This window comes from Marinimicrobium agarilyticum DSM 16975 (assembly GCF_000423345.1).
Lineage (GTDB): Bacteria > Pseudomonadota > Gammaproteobacteria > Pseudomonadales > Cellvibrionaceae > Marinimicrobium > Marinimicrobium agarilyticum.
In genome coordinates, this window is the sequence record NZ_AUHU01000006.1 from 180,828 (window position 1) to 196,530 (window position 15,703).

General features: G+C 59.2%; 10 protein-coding genes. 6 read left to right on the forward strand and 4 right to left on the reverse strand.

What is annotated here, in order from left to right:
* Positions 1 to 313 precede the first annotated feature (313 nt).
* The 4 genes from G547_RS0107990 to G547_RS0108005 all read left to right on the forward strand — a co-directional run bounded on the left by G547_RS0107990 (position 314) and on the right by G547_RS0108005 (position 6,221).
* Positions 314 to 1,591, forward strand: a complete 1,278-nt coding sequence (locus G547_RS0107990) for an O-acetylhomoserine aminocarboxypropyltransferase/cysteine synthase family protein (RefSeq protein WP_027329406.1) — start codon at positions 314 to 316, stop codon at positions 1,589 to 1,591.
* A gap of 65 nt (positions 1,592 to 1,656) precedes the next feature.
* On the forward strand, positions 1,657 to 3,477 hold the full coding sequence (locus G547_RS0107995) for a histidine kinase (RefSeq protein WP_027329407.1): 1,821 nt from the start codon (positions 1,657 to 1,659) through the stop codon (positions 3,475 to 3,477).
* Positions 3,478 to 3,544: 67 nt separating this feature from the next.
* The gene (locus tag G547_RS0108000; protein ID WP_036187666.1) at positions 3,545 to 4,033 is read left to right on the forward strand and encodes a (2Fe-2S)-binding protein; all 489 of its coding nucleotides are present in this window, start codon (positions 3,545 to 3,547) and stop codon (positions 4,031 to 4,033) included.
* Positions 4,020 to 6,221, forward strand: coding sequence for a xanthine dehydrogenase family protein molybdopterin-binding subunit (locus tag G547_RS0108005; protein WP_051235054.1), 2,202 nt, complete (start codon positions 4,020 to 4,022; stop codon positions 6,219 to 6,221). The genes G547_RS0108000 and G547_RS0108005 overlap by 14 nt, the downstream gene beginning before the upstream one ends.
* Positions 6,222 to 6,291: 70 nt before the next feature.
* On the opposite strand, the gene G547_RS0108010 is transcribed toward G547_RS0108005, so the two are convergent.
* Both G547_RS0108010 and G547_RS0108015 read right to left on the reverse strand, forming a co-directional pair.
* Complete coding sequence (locus tag G547_RS0108010; protein ID WP_027329410.1) at positions 6,292 to 8,952, reverse strand: nitrate/nitrite transporter; 2,661 nt, start codon at positions 8,950 to 8,952, stop codon at positions 6,292 to 6,294.
* Positions 8,953 to 9,093: 141 nt separating this feature from the next.
* On the reverse strand, positions 9,094 to 10,635 hold the full coding sequence (locus tag G547_RS0108015) for an MFS transporter (protein WP_027329411.1): 1,542 nt from the start codon (positions 10,633 to 10,635) through the stop codon (positions 9,094 to 9,096).
* A gap of 247 nt (positions 10,636 to 10,882) precedes the next feature.
* Here G547_RS0108015 and narL point away from each other — a divergent pair, with 247 nt between their 5' ends.
* Both narL and moeA read left to right on the forward strand, forming a co-directional pair.
* Positions 10,883 to 11,533 carry a two-component system response regulator NarL gene (narL, locus tag G547_RS0108020; protein ID WP_027329412.1) on the forward strand — a complete coding sequence of 217 codons (651 nt, stop codon included), beginning with the start codon at positions 10,883 to 10,885 and terminating at the stop codon, positions 11,531 to 11,533.
* On the forward strand, positions 11,533 to 12,756 hold the full coding sequence (moeA, locus tag G547_RS0108025) for a molybdopterin molybdotransferase MoeA (RefSeq protein WP_027329413.1): 1,224 nt from the start codon (positions 11,533 to 11,535) through the stop codon (positions 12,754 to 12,756). Before narL ends, moeA begins: the two co-directional genes overlap by 1 nt.
* A gap of 54 nt (positions 12,757 to 12,810) precedes the next feature.
* Here moeA and G547_RS0108030 read toward each other — a convergent pair whose 3' ends face one another.
* Positions 12,811 to 15,222 (reverse strand): M56 family metallopeptidase, encoded by a 2,412-nt coding sequence (locus G547_RS0108030; protein ID WP_027329414.1) that lies wholly within the window; start codon positions 15,220 to 15,222, stop codon positions 12,811 to 12,813.
* Entirely contained in the window at positions 15,219 to 15,608 is a 390-nt protein-coding gene (locus G547_RS0108035) for a BlaI/MecI/CopY family transcriptional regulator (protein WP_027329415.1), read from the reverse strand. The genes G547_RS0108030 and G547_RS0108035 overlap by 4 nt, the downstream gene beginning before the upstream one ends.
* Positions 15,609 to 15,703: the final 95 nt, after the last annotated feature.

Below are 15,703 nucleotides of genomic sequence, written 5' to 3' on the forward strand. Positions count from 1 at the left end.
GCTCGGTAACAATTTCACCCGTTCATAGTGCGTAAAAATCCGCGGGTCCGCCACTGGCCTCCAAGCTGTGAAAATGCCCACTTCTACCCCCTTTTTGGTAGAGCGGAAATACGATAACCCTTTGATTTTATTGATATCTTTACTTTTCACTTTCGAGCAGAAGCGAACTTTTCCGCCCCCAAGTTCATCGTGGGTATCCCGTAATAGGCGTGGGGTTTTTGCGAGCTGTTTTCATTCACGGATGTGATAGAGTTAATGGTTCCAAAACATCAAAAATACCGGCGTCCAGACGCTGTTGGTTCGGAGAAACCCCATGAAACTTGAATCACTGGCATTACACTGCGGCTACGAGCCCGAGCCCACCACCCATGCGGCAACAACGCCGATTTACCAGACCACCTCGTACACCTTTGATGACACTCAGCACGGGGCTGACCTGTTCGACCTGAAGGTGCAGGGCAACATTTACACCCGGATCATGAATCCGACCAATGCGGTGCTCGAAGCGCGCATGGCGGCCATGGAGGGGGGCATCGGGGCCCTGGCACTGGCTTCAGGCATGGCGGCTATCACCTACGCCATTCAGTGTATTACCGATGCCGGAGACAACATCGTCAGTACCAGCCAACTGTACGGCGGCAGCTACAATCTGTTCGCCCACAGCTTTCCCCGCCAGGGCATTGATGTGCGCATGGCCTCCTTCGATGATCTGGAGAAAATGGAAAGCCTGATCGACGACAAAACCAAGGCGCTGTTCTGCGAGTCCATCGGCAACCCGGCGGGCAATATCGTGGATATCCAGGCGCTGGCGGATATCGCCCACCGTCACGGCATTCCTCTGATCGTGGACAATACCGTGGCGACCCCCTTTCTGTGTAAGCCCTTCGATTTCGGGGCGGATATCGTGGTGCACTCGCTCACCAAATACATCGGTGGCCATGGCACCACCGTGGGCGGCGTTATTGTGGACTCGGGCAAGTTCGACTGGGTCGCGAACAAAAAGCGCTTCCCCATGCTCAATGAGCCAGACCCCTCCTACCACAACGTGATCTATACCGAAGCCCTGGGTGAAGCCGCCTATATCGGCCGCTGCAGAGTAGTACCGCTGCGCAACACGGGTTCGGCACTGGCACCGCACAGCGCTTTTCTGATCATGCAGGGTCTGGAGACACTGGGAATCCGTATGGAGCGTCATTGCGAAAATGCGCTGAAAGTCGCCCAGCACCTGAAGCAGCATCCCAAAATCAACTGGGTGAACTACGCGGCATTGCCGGACAGCCCCTACAACGGCCTGTGCCAGAAGATCAGTGGCGGCCAGGCGTCGGGCATCCTGAGTTTTGGCATCAAAGGTGGGAAAGACTCGGGCGCCCAGTTTATCGACGCGCTGCAGATGATTCTGCGCCTGGTGAATATCGGCGACGCCAAATCCCTGGCCTGCCACCCGGCGACCACCACTCACCGCCAGCTCAATGAAGAGGAGCTCAAATCGGCGGGGGTCTCGGCCGACCTGGTGCGCTTGTCCATTGGTATTGAGCACATTGATGATATTATTGCGGACATTGATCAGGCGCTGGAGAAAGTCAGCGCCTGATCCGTCCCATTCGGCGGTCGGCCAGGGGGTTAGGCCCCGGCCGACACATTCAAACGGCTCCACCTATGCGTACCACTTCCCTGGTTCTCAGTATCAAGCTCGCGCTCGCGGGCATTGTCGCCTTGGCCGCCATGACCATGGCCGCCTCTTACTGGCTCTCGGACCGGGCTGACAGTGATGCCCATGCGATCAACCTGGCCGGCTCCCTGCGCATGCATACCTATCGCCTTCTGGCCCTGGAGGATAACCCTGCGGCCACCGAGGAAGAGCGTGAGCGCGCCCGTGCACGGCTGGAGAGTACCTGGGCACACCCGCTGTTTGACGCCCTGCGTCACCGCAACAGCCAACTGGCAGCGGAACTCGATAGCACGCAGGCTCAGTGGAAGGCTTTGAACGAGGCCTTTACCGAGATGACTCCGGCCGAGCGAATCGCGGCCACCGATCGCTTTGTCGAGCAGCTCAACGCCTTCGTCGGTCAATTACAGAACCACGCCGAGCGCAACGCCGCCTTGCTGCGGCTGGTTCAGGTGCTCGCCATGTTCGCCATTCTCGCCCTGGCGGCCATTGTGGCCTATTGGTTGCACCGTCGACTCGAACACCCGCTGAATGAGCTGCAACAGGTCACCCAGCGCATCAGCCAGGGGGACTACCAGTATCGGCTGCAACCCCGGTTTATGGATGAGCTCGGCGCCGTCGCCGAGTCATTCAATCAGATGAGCCGGGCCATTGCCCACGCCCACGGCCAGATGGAATCCCAGATCGAGCAACAAACCCGGGAGCTGCAACGCAGCAACACCACGCTGGAGTTTCTCTACGAAACCGCCCAGACCATTATTGAGCAGGAAACCGCTGGCATCGACTTCCAGCCCATCATCAGCCGCGCCGCGCAAGTCGCCCAGGTCGACGACCTGGAACTGTGCCTGATTACCGACACCGGCGACCACCCCTACCGGCAAGTCAAACCCGAAAACAGCGACTACGACCTGTGCATGACCCGCAACTGCGGCGATTGCCTGAGCGGTGAACTGCTGACCAATGCCAAGGAGACAGGCTTACCAGATCCGGTATACCGCTACAGCTTCCCGATGAACCGGGAGCAGCGCCATTACGGGGTACTGGTTTGCCGCATGGGCGAGGGCGAAACCCTGACCGCCTGGCAGCAACAGCTCCTGCAGTCCATCGCCGACCAGATTGCCATGGCGCTGAGCCTACAGGCCGAGGAAGACAATGCCCGACGACTGTCACTCGCCCACGAGCGCACGGTTATTGCCCGGGAGCTGCACGACTCCCTGGCGCAGGCCCTGTCCTACCTGAAAATCCAGGTCACCCGCCTGAACCGGGCCTTGGCCAAAGACGACAAGAAAACCCTGGAGGATGTCTCCAACGAACTGCAAGAAGGACTAAGCTCGGCCTACCGTCAACTGCGTGAACTCTTGACCACCTTCCGGCTGAAGGTCGATGGTCCTGGGCTACTCGGCGCGCTGCAAATGAGCGTGCAGCAACTCAGTGACCAGACCGACATGAGCATTGAGCTGAACTATCAGTTGGAGAGCCTGCCATTAACCCCCAACGAAGAAATTCACCTGCTGCAGATCGTGCGCGAGGCCACACAGAACGCTCTGCATCACAGTCAGGGCCAGCGCGTGGACATCTCCATTGAGCGCCGGCACAACAAAGTATCCGTTTTTATCGACGATGATGGTGTGGGCATCCCGGAAAGCCCCGAAAAGCTGAATCACTACGGTTTGGCTATTATGCAGGAGCGCAGTAAAAACCTCGGCGGCCGCGTGGTCATCGCCAACCGTGCCGAAGGCGGCACGCGGGTGGAGTTCTCCTTTACACCGGACTGCCTGCGCCAGGCCGGCGTGTTTGCGCGCGAAGCCTAGGCCACCGCCGCCCCAAAGCCAGAACCAGAACGAGAACCACGATTGATCACACATTCAGGAGCCGCCCATGAAACTCTCCATCAACGGCCAGGTATCTGAGGTCGATGTCGAAGACGACACCCCTTTGCTTTGGGTGCTACGCGAACAGCTAGGCCTCACCGGCACCAAATACGGCTGCGGCATCGCCATGTGCGGGGCCTGCACCGTGCACATTGATGGCGTGGCGCAACGCTCTTGCGTACTGCCCATCAGCGCCGTGAGCGAGACTCAGAAAATCACTACCATTGAGGGCCTTGGAGTGCAGCAATTTCACCCGGTGCAGGACGCCTGGGCCGAGATCGATGTGGCCCAGTGCGGCTTCTGTCAGCCGGGTATGATCATGGCAGTCTCGTCGCTGCTGGCACAGGACCCGAACCCCACCGATGAACAGATCCAGAGCGAAATCACCAACATCTGCCGCTGCGGGACTTACCCGAGGGTGCTTGAGGGCGTAAAGCTCGCGGCCCAGCGCATGGCGTCCAACCAGAAGGCCGGAGGTTCCAATGAACAAGTCTGAAACCAACGCGCACTCTGAAGGCGCCATCAATCTGACCCGCCGGGGTTTTCTCAAAGGCAGCGGTGCCGCCGCCGGCGCCTTTGTATTTGGTTTTTCGGTGCCCTTCAGCCAATCGGCCTTGGCGCAATCAAACTCGCCCGAGGTGAACGCCTGGGTGGTGGTTCAGCCCGATGAGACGGTGCTGATCCGTATCGCCCGTCAGGAAATGGGCCAGGGCTCATTGACCGGCCTGGCGCAGTTGGTGGCCGAGGAGCTGGAGTGCGACTGGGACAAGGTCGACTTCGACCTGGTGAAACCGGGCCAGAACCGCGAGCGCGACAATGCCTGGGGGAGTCAGTTCACGGCCGGCTCGACGGCGATTCGTGGCTCCCACGAGTACCTGCGTCAGGGCGGCGCTTCCGCACGTATGATGCTGACCGAGGCCGCCGCCCTGCAGTGGCAGGTGTCCGCCAGTGAGTGCCGCGTTTCCGAAGGGGTGATCACTCACGAGCCTAGCGGACGCACCACCACATACGGCGCCGTGGCCAAGGCGGCCAATGACATCGAGCCGCCCAAGACCGAGTCCATCATCCTCAAGGACCCTAAAAACTGGCGCATTGCCGGTAAGGACAAGGCGCGGCTGGACACTCTGGACAAACTCGACGGCTCCCTGGTGTACGGCGTGGACTTCTCCATGCCCGGTATGCTGGTGGCGGTACCCAAGGCCTGCCCGGTGCACGGCGGCAAACTGAAAAGTTTCGACGCTGAGAAGGTCAAGAACATGCCCGGCGTCAAGCAGGTGGTGCGCGTCGATGACGAAACCGTGGCGGTGGTCGCGGATACCTTCTGGCGCGCCCAGAAAGCCTTGAAAGCCCTGCCGATCGAGTGGGATGAAGGCGACAACGCCAAAGTCTCCAGCGAGAGTATCGCCAAAAAGCTGCGCGAGGGCCTGACCGCGGACACCTCGTTTGTCGGCAATCAGGCGGGTGATGCCAAAGACGCTCTGGCCAACGCCGAGCAGGTCATCGAAGCCGACTACAGTTATCCCTATCAGAATCACGCCCAGATGGAGACGCTCGCCGCCACCGTGCGCTGGCGCAAGAACGGCTGCGAGATGTGGGGACCGACCCAGGTGCCAGGAGCGGCCCTGGCGGCCCTGGCCGAAGCGGCGGAACTGCCGCAGGACGTCTGCGAAATCCACACGATGCGCATCGGCGGCAGCTTTGGTCGCCGCGCGGCCACGGACTATATACGACAGGCCACCCTGATCGCCAAGCAGATTCCCGACACGCCGATCAAGCTGATGTGGACGCGGGAAGAGGACATGCTGCAGGGCCGTTTCCATCCGGTGACCCAGTGTCGTCTACGTGCGGCCATGGACGATGAAGGCAACGTCCAGGCACTGCATATGCGCATTTCCGGTCAGTCGATCATGGCCTACGCCATGCCCCAGGCGATGGGCGACAATGGCGATCCGGTGGCGTACCAGGGTCTGGATCCCGAAGGCGACATGGCGCTCGGTTACTCGTTTCCCAACCTGCTGGTCGACCACGCCATGCACAACCCGCACATCCGCCCGGGCTTCTGGCGGGGCGTCAACCTGAATCAGAATGCCCTGTATCTGGAGAGCTTTATCGACGAGCTGGCTCACGCCGCCGGCCAGGACCCGCTGGCGTTTCGTCGCAAGCTGATGGCCAACCACCCGAAGCACCTGGCGGTGCTCGAAGCCGCCGCCAAGGGTATCGGCTGGGACACCAAACCACCGGAAGGCATTTATCGCGGCATTGCCCAGGTGAAAGGTTTTGGCAGCTATGTGGCGGCCGCTGCGGAAGTGTCGGTTACCGATGGCGAAGTGAAGATGCACCGCATTGTGGCCGCGACCGACCCGGGCCATGTCATCAACCCCCAACAGGTGGAAGCGCAAGTGGCCGGCTCGTTCGTCTACGGTTTATCGCCCCTGCTCTATAGCGAAGCGACGGTGAAAGACGGGCGTATTGAGCAGCAGAACTTCAACACCTATAGAGTGATGACGCTCAAAGATATGCCCAAGGTGGAAGTGATCACCATGCCCTCCGGCGGCTTCTGGGGCGGTGTGGGCGAACCCACCATCGCGGTAGCGGCACCGGCGGTGTTGAACGCAATTTTCGCAGCAACCGGCAAGCGCATTCGCAATATCCCCCTCAAAAATACCGACCTGACAGTCAGTTAAAAAAACAACGTCTCCTCTTGCGCACCAAGGGGAGACGTTGTTGTGGGCCTCCTACGATAAACCCATCACCTCAACAGGGCACCTCGGCGCCACGCCGGGCGTAATACCACCAAGTGACCAACAGGCAGGTAACATAGAACACCACGAAACCGATCAAGGCTGCAGCCACACCGCCGGTCATATCAAACGACGTACCGTAGGCCTTCGGGATAAAGAAGCCGCCGTAGGCCGCAATGGCGGAGATGAAACCGAGTACCGCGGCGGCTTCGCGATTACCCTCCGTTTCCGCCTGCTCATTATTGCCCAGCGCGCGCTGACGCAGGGTCATAAACATCACCGGCACCATGCGGAAGGTGGACCCATTGAGTACCCCGGAGGCGATAAACAGCACCAGAAACATCCCGAAGAATCCCCAGAAGTTGCCGGTACTGCCCTCGTCCGGCAAAAAGTGCATCACGCCAAACACGCCGGCAATCATGACCGCAAACACCCACAAAGTAACCCGGGCGCCGCCGAGTTTGTCGGCAATCACCCCGCCGGCGGGTCGGGCCAAGGCGCCGAGCAGGGGGCCGATAAAGGCGTATTTAGTCGGGTCCACATCCTTGAACAACAGGCCTGACAACAAGGGGAACCCGGCGGCAAAGCCGATAAAGCTGCCGAAAGCGCCCAGATACAGCCAACACATCAACCAGGTGTGCTTGCGCTTGAAAATGATGGCCTGATCACTGAATGAGGATTTTGCCGAAGCGATGTCATTCATTCCAAACCACGCGGCAATGGCGGCGGCGATGATAAACGGCACCCAGATCAAGGCGGCGTTCTGAATCCAGAGAGACTCCCCCGCCGCATTGCCGGACTGAACCACCATGGGGTCGCCACCAAAAGGACCGAGCACGCTGGCGGCGATTGCCAGTGGTGCGATCAACTGCATTCCCGACACCCCAAGATTACCCAAACCGGCATTGAGCCCGAGCGCTCCCCCCTTCTCTGCCTTCGGGAAGAAGAAGCTGATGTTCGCCATACTGGACGCAAAGTTACCACCCCCAAACCCGCACAGCAGAGCGAGAATCAGCATGACCAGATAGGAGGTGTCGGTGTTCTGCAATGCAAAACCCAGCCACAGACAGGGAAGCAGCAAAGAAGCCGTGGAGATGGCCGTCCAGCGTCGGCCGCCAAAAATCGGCACCATAAAGCTATAGAAAATACGCAACGTCGCACCGGACAACGCCGGCAGTGCCGCCAACCAGAATAACTGGCTTGAAGTGTAAGGGAAGCCGAGCTGGGGCAGCTTCACCACCAGAATGGACCAGATAGACCAGACCGCAAAGGCGAGAAACAGGTTGGGAATGGAAATCCACAAATTGCGCCGGGCAATTTTTTTACCTTTCTCCTCCCAAAAGGTTGTATCTTCCGGGCGCCAGTCTTCCAACACAAACGCATCGGGGGTGGAGAACTCCGGCAAGTCGGTAACGTCCCGACCCGAACGCCACTCATGCCGCTCCGCCAGACGAATGGCGTAGTGCATCCAGACCAATGCCGCTGCGGCAATGACAAACAACAACATAAAGGCACTTTGCCAGATACCGATCACATCATTGAGCATGCCGAAGGTCAACGGCAGAAAGAAACCACCCAGCCCCCCGATCATGCCGACAATGCCACCCACCACCCCCACGTGTGTGGGATAGTAAACGGGAATGTGCTTGAACACCGCCGCCTTACCCAGCGACATGAAAAACCCGAGAATAAACGTGAGCGTCACAAAGGCAGGCAGAGTCAACTGAAAGCTGAATTCCACCGTGCGATCAACCCCAAGAATACGGTACTCGGTGGGCGGATAGCTGAGCAGGAAACAACAGATCACCGACGCAATCAGCGTCCAGTACATCACCCGGCGAGCGCCGTAACGGTCGGACATCCAGCCGCCGAGAATACGAAACAATGACGCCGGAATGGTGTAAAGCGCGGTAAGAATACCGGCCGCGGCAATGCCCAGCCCGTAGACTTCCATCAGGTAATGGGGCAACCACAACGCCAGGGCGACGAACGCGCCGAAGACGAAAAAGTAATACAGCGCAAAGCGCCAAACCCGAATGTCCCCCAAGGGGGCCAACTGCTGTCCGAGCGATGTGATATTGGCACGGCGCTTGGCCAGGCCCGGGTCGGCTTTGGCAAACAGAATAAAGCCGACGCCCATCAGGGCGATCACCACCGCATACACTTGCGCGGTGAGCTGCCACCCAAGCGCCAACAGCAAAAAAGGCGCGCCAAAGTTGGTGATGGCCGAGCCCACATTACCGGCGCCGAAGATACCCAGCGCCGTGCCCTGCTTCCCCGCCGGGTACCAGGCCGAGGTGTAAGCCACCCCTACGATAAACGAGCCACCGGCCAAGCCCACGCCGAGCGCCGCCAACAACAGCAAGTAATAATTTTGCGCCATGCTCACCAGCAGGACCGCCACCCCGGTGGTGATCATCAGCAAGCCAAACACCCAGCGCCCATCAAAACGATCGGTCAGCACGCCGAGAAACAAGCGACTGATGGAACCGGACAGAATCGGTGTGGCCATCAACAAACCGAGCTGGGTATCGCTCAACCCGAGCTCTTGCTTGATCTGAATACCAAGGATGGAAAAAATCGTCCAGACCGCAAAACACAACGTGAACGCAAAGGTGGAAAGAAAAAGCGCACGCCGCTGATCGCGGGGGGCAATGGCGCTGGCATCTAGCATGAGGCATCTCCAGTGAATTAACCCGACAACTTATAGGGGTACACCGTTCATACTAGGAGTGATTGCGTGCCCTGCCTATTGAGCCGTTTAGGCACCACCTCCTACCCCTGAAGGGGTAGCTTGAACCTGTGGCCTCAAGACTTAAGGGTTATAGATGGAGGCGTGCCGACGAAGATAGAGAGCCGCCGCCACTAATGCGCAGAGGAAGTAATACAGCGCAAACCCCAGAAATGCCTGGTGCACGGCGTCATTGCTCAAAGCGCGGACCAGGGCCAACGGAATGTATGCCATACCCAGGGTCGCCACCGACATCAACCAGACGCTGGCACCGGGGCGCAACAAGGGCGGAAACACCTTGGGCAAGGCCTGGACCAGCGCCGCATGACTCAACCCCGCCGCCATAAACAGACCGGCCATTCCCAACAGATAAGCCGTCAACTCATCCGGTGGGTAATCCGAACGACCGATGCGCACCAGTACGGCGTACAACCAACCGGCCCACACCATCTGCAACAGTGTTCCGATCGCAGCGATCCGAACACCGCTCCAACGACGCGCCGCCCAGCTTCCCAGAGGACGCATCAGAATGGCCGCCATTGGGAGCATCCAGGCATACAGGAATACCCCGGAGTAAAGCACCGCCCCCTCTCCCGGCAACCGGAACAGCATCGAGGTCAGCAAAGGAAAGACCAGGGTAAGCCCCAGAAAGGTACCCAGGCTGGCCACCCACAAGGCACTCATCACCCACAGGTGGCGATGGGCCAACAACTGGGTCACCCGAGAGCGCTGGGCGGGGGGCGTCAGGCCCAGAATGACCAAGACACACAAAGCCAGTAGCACCGGCAGTATCACTTCAACCGGCACCGCGGGCGTCCGCCCACCGAGAGAGTCGGGCAAGATGACGGCCGCCCCCAGCGCCGACACCAACAGGCCGAGTACCACGGCCAACAGAGCACCTCGCCATTGGGGCATCTTGAGAGACACGCCCCCGCGCCCCACCAGACACCAGAGACCGAGTAACGCCGCACAGATGCCGGTCCAGAGCACGCCGGGCCAACCGAGCCATACCGGCGTGCCGGCGTCGAGCCGCCCCAAAAAATGACTCCCCCCCGACAGCAAGGGTACGCCGGGCACCCCCGCCAGGGGCCACATCAGGGCATAAGGCACCAACAGCAAGGTCAACACCAGCCCCAGGTGCCCCACCAGCGACGCGGTTTCCAGCTCATACTGGGTTTCCTCGTCGGGCAGCGCTCCCGGGCCGCTCAATGCCGCCAAACCTCCACCGCCAAGCCCCACCATGACGCTCAACCCGGCCAGCGCCATTCCGGAGGCCTCGCCAAACGCCAATAGTCCAGCCACCCCGAGGCTGACCAACATCAGCACAATCAGCGCCCAGAACACCAGGGCGGGCCCGAACCGCGCCTGTAGCCAAAAACCCAAGGTCAGCCGCAATGCCGTCGCCGACATACCGGTGAGCGCCAGTAGAGTCAAAAGATCCGCCATACTCAGATCCGAACGGGTCTGGGCCAACACGACCATCACCACCGAAGGCAACATCCAGATTCCGAAGGCGCACAGCAGCGCTCCGGTCAGCCATCCGACCGGCAGGCGAATTGAGCCGGCACCGGGAGTCGCTTCCGACGGAGGACGGCTGGCTTGAACTGACAGCGGAGGGCTGCGCATAAAATACGGCACCGATGCTCGGGTGTTGGCTCGCCTGGCGAACGTAATAGCGCCTACTATGCGTTTCGGTTGCGCTGGGCTCAATGCTCCCTTGGCAATACAAACCCCGGCTCACCCACCCCCATGTAGGTACCCCTGAGGAGCGCTTGCGCGCCCGGCCCCCATGCGCTAGGACCGGCCAGGCGCTTGCCAAAGCGACGACAGCCGCCGACAATGCCCCGACGTTAAACACTTGGGAGACACCACCATGAACCAAGACGCGGCCAGTATCATGCTGGTGGATGACCACCCCCTGCTGCGCAAAGGGTTGCAACAACTGATCGAGCTGTCCGATGATCTGGAAATCGTCGCCCAGGCGGGAAGCGGCGCCGAAGCCCTGAAGCTGGGAGAAGCGCTGGACCCGGACCTGATTCTTCTGGATCTGAACATGCAGGGAATGGATGGCTTGGAAACGTTGGAAAAACTGCGCGCCGTCGGCGTGACTTCCCGGATCGTGATGCTCACCGTCTCCGATGCGGACGAGGATGTGATCGCCGCCATCTCCCGCGGCGCGGATGGCTATCTGCTTAAAGATATGGAGCCGGAAGAGCTACTCAATCAGATCGAGCGAGCCCTGCAAGGCAAAATGGTGATGAGCGAAGCGGTCACCCAGGCCCTGGCCACCGCCATCCGCAAACCCCAACCCAACAACGATGCCAAGCTTGAAAGCCTGACCGGACGCGAGCTGGAAATTCTCAAACTGATCGCCAAAGGGTTGAGCAACAAACTCATCGCCCGCGAGCTGGATATTTCCGACGGCACCGTCAAAGTGCACGTCAAACACCTGCTGAAGAAACTGGGGCTGCGCTCGCGCGTGGAAGCCGCCGTGTGGATGATCAACCAGGAAAAGAGTGACTGATGGCCTGCTGCGATGAACCTCAACTGATTCCGGTACAAGATGCCATTGCCCGTATGCAAGTCGCGGTGCAGGCGGTAGCCGACACCGAGATCGTGCCGCTACCCGAACTGCTCGACCGGGTCACCGCCGAACCGGTACACGCCGGTTTTAATGTGCCCGGCTACGACAACTCCGCGATGGACGGCTACGCCCTGCGCGCGGAAGATGCCGAACAACCACTTGAGTTGGTCGGCCAGTCCCTGGCCGGCCACCGGTTCGACGGCGAACTGCAACCGGGCCAATGCGTGCGCATCACCACCGGAGCCACAATTCCCGCCGGCGCCGACGCGGTGGTGATGCAGGAAAATACCGAGGTGAACGATCGCACCGTTCACGTGTTGAAAGCCCCATCAGAAGGCGAGAACATTCGCCGCGCGGGGGAAGACATCACCCAAGGCCAGGAAGTCTTTCCGTCAGGCTATCGTTTCGGCCCGGTGGATATCGCGCTACTGGCTTCCCTCGGCCTGGCGGAGGCGAGCGTCAAACGTCGGTTGAAAGTCGCCGTGCTGTCCACCGGCGATGAACTCACCCCGCCGGGGCAACCGTTAAAAGACGGCCACATCTACGACAGCAATCGCTATGGGCTGATCGCCATTCTCCAGCGTCTGAACGTGGAGATTCTGGACCTGGGCCTGATTCCCGACCAGCCCGATGTGATCCGGGCGTCGCTTGAGCGGGCCGGTTCCGAGGCGGACGCGGTGGTGTCCAGCGGCGGCGTCTCCGTGGGCGATGCGGATTATGTGAAAGACATTCTGGGCGAACTGGGCGAAATCGGTTTCTGGAAAGTGGCCATCAAACCCGGCAAACCCTTCGCCTTCGGTCACCTGGGCGAAGCGGTATTTTTCGGCCTGCCCGGCAACCCGGTGTCCTCCATGGTGACCCTGCACCAGCTGGCCCTACCAATCCTGCGCACCATGGCCGGCGAAGCACCGCAACCGCTTCTGCAGTTAACCGCCACTGCCGCCAGCGGCTACAAGAAACGCCCCGGCCGGCAGGACTTCCAACGCGCAACACTGCGCTACGTGGACGGCGAAAACCGGGTGGACAGCAACGGCGCCCAGGGCTCGGGCGTACTCACCTCCTTCCTCGGCGCCAACGCCTATGCCGTTCTGGAAGCCGAGCGCGGCAAAGTGGAGGCCGGCGAGTCCGTGACCGTCATTCCCTTTGACCGATTCATGACCTGAGACAAAAAATCCCGGGGCTTGCCCCGGGAAAAGCGCTAGGGTTTAGCCTTTGAACTAACGAGCGACAAGATCGGAATGGTTTTCCACCAACTGATCAAAAACCCCCGGCCACTGCTCGCAGTGGGTTTCATAGCCATACAGCGACACCGGCTGCGTTACCACTTCATGGCCTTCCGGGAGTTCAATTCCCTCACATACTTCGGCGACCTGAGCGACTGCCTCAGTGACGGTCTGGTCCTCAACAATCAAATCAAACAGCTTTTCGGGATCGTCCTTGTGAAGGGGATAAATATTGACCCAACTTACCTCATTGGCCCAGACCGAGATGGACCTATGAGCCATCTCAAGCGCATCACGCTCCGAATCACGTACTGCATCCAGTAAAAACTCAACGCGAGCCTTTTGAAACACCGTACGATATAGACGCTCCATGCGATCGCTCATTTCTACCCCGGTTTTTAAAGACCAGGCTTTAAAGTGACGTTTCAGATGTTCTTCTTGGTAAAGGTATTGATGCAAGTCGCTGGGCAGCTTGGAAAGCAGGTCCTCGAGCTCCCTGTCACGCTCTTCCACATGGGGCATTTTCTTGCTCTCCATAAAGTTCATCAACCGACTGTTCAGGTATTGCTCAGGCTTCGGGTCAAACGCGACTTCCAGCATGCCCTCGCGACTGACTCGATAACCGGACAGCGCGCTGAACCCTTTTGAATTCTCTCCCTTCAGCAAGGAATTGACGGCTTGTTGGCTCAGCCACATCTGGTAAAAATCATCCGTGGCGGCGAAAGACCAAACCTGGCCCATCTCAGGGTCGCCATTAAATGCGAAGTGCTGCATTTCTCCGGCAAGAGCGCCATTACCTGAGAAATCATCACTAGTAATCCGGCGCGCAGTGGCCAGCTCGCTCACCTGCTCCCCCAGTTTGAGAGTAAGGAGCAGGCTGCTGTCCTTCAAAGCGCGCAGTAAAAAAGGCCCAGCTTTCACGGCTTGACTCGGCTCTGCCAACAGGAATCGAACGGCACTAACCGGAATTTCCGACTCCATTCGGCCACCCTCAAAGTGCGTGAAGCGTATCGGTTGAGACTCACCGGGAAGCCGTGCCTCTTGCGCTTCCAGTACTTTTAGCTCCCCCTTCAGGGCGCGAATAAAGTGGTCGAAATCCTCCTGGAACATCACTCGCCGCGCCTCCAACCACTCTTCCTCATTAAGGTGGTCATAGAACGGCATCGGCTTTTTATCTCGGGAATGCCTCTCCCACAAAGAGGCTTTAAAGTGACGAATAAAAGCCTCCCGCTCCTCCTCCGATAGGGCCTGATAATCCGCTGTGGGAACCAAAGTGGTAACAAAGTGATTTTCGTCTTCGGAATCCATCAATTGTGACCGGAAGGTATCAATCAGGCTTTCCACCGACGCATCATCCAGGGTTTTAATATCGGGGTATTGGTCCTCAGCCTGGGAGTGCACGCTTAAAAACAGTCCCAGGACGACGAGAAGTACGCTCGATAGCAATCCCTCAAAGGGGCGAGCCGTTGAAACCGTCGGTTCGAACAAGCGCTGAATCCGGGCAAGCAGGTGATGGTGTTTTCCGTTTACAGCCATGATAAGTCCTCCATCATTGGAAGCCGAGGGGTCCATTGTCAGCGCGGAGAAGCGGGCCAGGGTCTCGGCGTAAAAGATCCGGCTTTTACAACCGTCAGCAGCGATATCGTCGCAGGCGTTTTCCCGCTCACGGTCAATCTGCGCGCTGATCCAAAGCACGGGCCAGTTAAAGAAGTACAGGGTTTTGATCAGGCTCTGAATCAGGCCTACGAGATAATCATTGCGCCGAATGTGGGCCAATTCGTGCTGCACGATCGCCTCCAGCTCGTCGCGGCTCATTTGCGTCAATAGCGCCACCGGCAACAGAATCACCGGCTTGAGGTGACCGACCACACAGGGCCCCGCCAGGCGTCGACTGAGTTTTAATACCACGGCCCCGCGCACGCCGATGCTCCGTGCCAACCCATCGACTCGCGCCTGCCAGTACGACGGTGCGGGCTCGCTGAGCTGATTTTTCAGCCGGTGGCAGTAGAGTAAACCACCGCAATAGCGGGCCATAAACAGCGCGAAACCCAGCATCCAAAGTAGAACAATGGTCGACATATGACGATTGATCCAGCCGGCCCACACCGCCGGTGAGAATAGCGAGCCGGAGTCGGTCAGCACTGGCTCCGGCACCGTGGCCGACTCCGCCAGAGCCAGTTCGACCATCAGGTAATAGCGACTGTAAGTCAGCGCGCTCATTATCAGGACAACAGCCAGTGCCACCACCGCACTCAAGTAACGGGCATTGGAGGACCACCGGGGCCTGGCCGCCAGTAACAGCGCCAGCCCCGCCGCTACCAGGGCGCCCTGCCAAAGGGAATGCAACAAGGTCCACCCCAGGGCGAATACAAACGCTTCACCCAACCATTGGGTTAGCCAGTTCATGACTTGTCCTCCTCAATCCGATCGAGATAGTCCCGTATTTCATCCAGCTCTTCTCGGGACACTTTTTTATTGCCCAGCAGATGCATCAATAAGCTGCTCGCGGACCCCGAAAAGGTGGTGTCGATAAAGGTGCTCAGCAACGACGCTTTGGTGTTCTGCTCGTCCACCAGTGGGTAGTAAACGTGACTGCGACCTTCCCGGCGCCGCCCCAACAATCCTTTCTGGTGCATCAGCTGCATGAGCTTGAGCGTGCCGGTGTAGCCGACCGAGCGCTCGCCCCCCAACGCGTCGTGAATGGTCTGGGCCGTGGCTTCATGGCACTGCCAGAGCTGCTCCAATATCTGCATCTCTGAGCGGGTCGGCGTTGAACGGGTCGGCTTTGACATGGCGGCGCCCCTAATTACGAAAGGTTTCGTAATTATTCTACGAAACTTTTCGTAATTTAAAAGCAAGCGTTTTTAATAGCGGTATTGAGAGGTCA

What these genes read in the sequence shown, in the direction of transcription:
- G547_RS0107990 (WP_027329406.1), top strand. Translation starts at nt 314, where the DNA reads ATGAAACTTGAATCACTGGCATTACACTGCGGCTACGAGCCCGAGCCC.
- G547_RS0107995 (WP_027329407.1), top strand. Translation starts at nt 1,657, where the DNA reads ATGCGTACCACTTCCCTGGTTCTCAGTATCAAGCTCGCGCTCGCGGGC.
- G547_RS0108000 (WP_036187666.1), top strand. Translation starts at nt 3,545, where the DNA reads ATGAAACTCTCCATCAACGGCCAGGTATCTGAGGTCGATGTCGAAGAC.
- G547_RS0108005 (WP_051235054.1), top strand. Translation starts at nt 4,020, where the DNA reads ATGAACAAGTCTGAAACCAACGCGCACTCTGAAGGCGCCATCAATCTG.
- G547_RS0108010 (WP_027329410.1), bottom strand. Translation starts at nt 8,952, where the DNA reads ATGCTAGATGCCAGCGCCATTGCCCCCCGCGATCAGCGGCGTGCGCTT.
- G547_RS0108015 (WP_027329411.1), bottom strand. Translation starts at nt 10,635, where the DNA reads ATGCGCAGCCCTCCGCTGTCAGTTCAAGCCAGCCGTCCTCCGTCGGAA.
- narL (WP_027329412.1), top strand. Translation starts at nt 10,883, where the DNA reads ATGAACCAAGACGCGGCCAGTATCATGCTGGTGGATGACCACCCCCTG.
- moeA (WP_027329413.1), top strand. Translation starts at nt 11,533, where the DNA reads ATGGCCTGCTGCGATGAACCTCAACTGATTCCGGTACAAGATGCCATT.
- G547_RS0108030 (WP_027329414.1), bottom strand. Translation starts at nt 15,222, where the DNA reads ATGAACTGGCTAACCCAATGGTTGGGTGAAGCGTTTGTATTCGCCCTG.
- G547_RS0108035 (WP_027329415.1), bottom strand. Translation starts at nt 15,608, where the DNA reads ATGTCAAAGCCGACCCGTTCAACGCCGACCCGCTCAGAGATGCAGATA.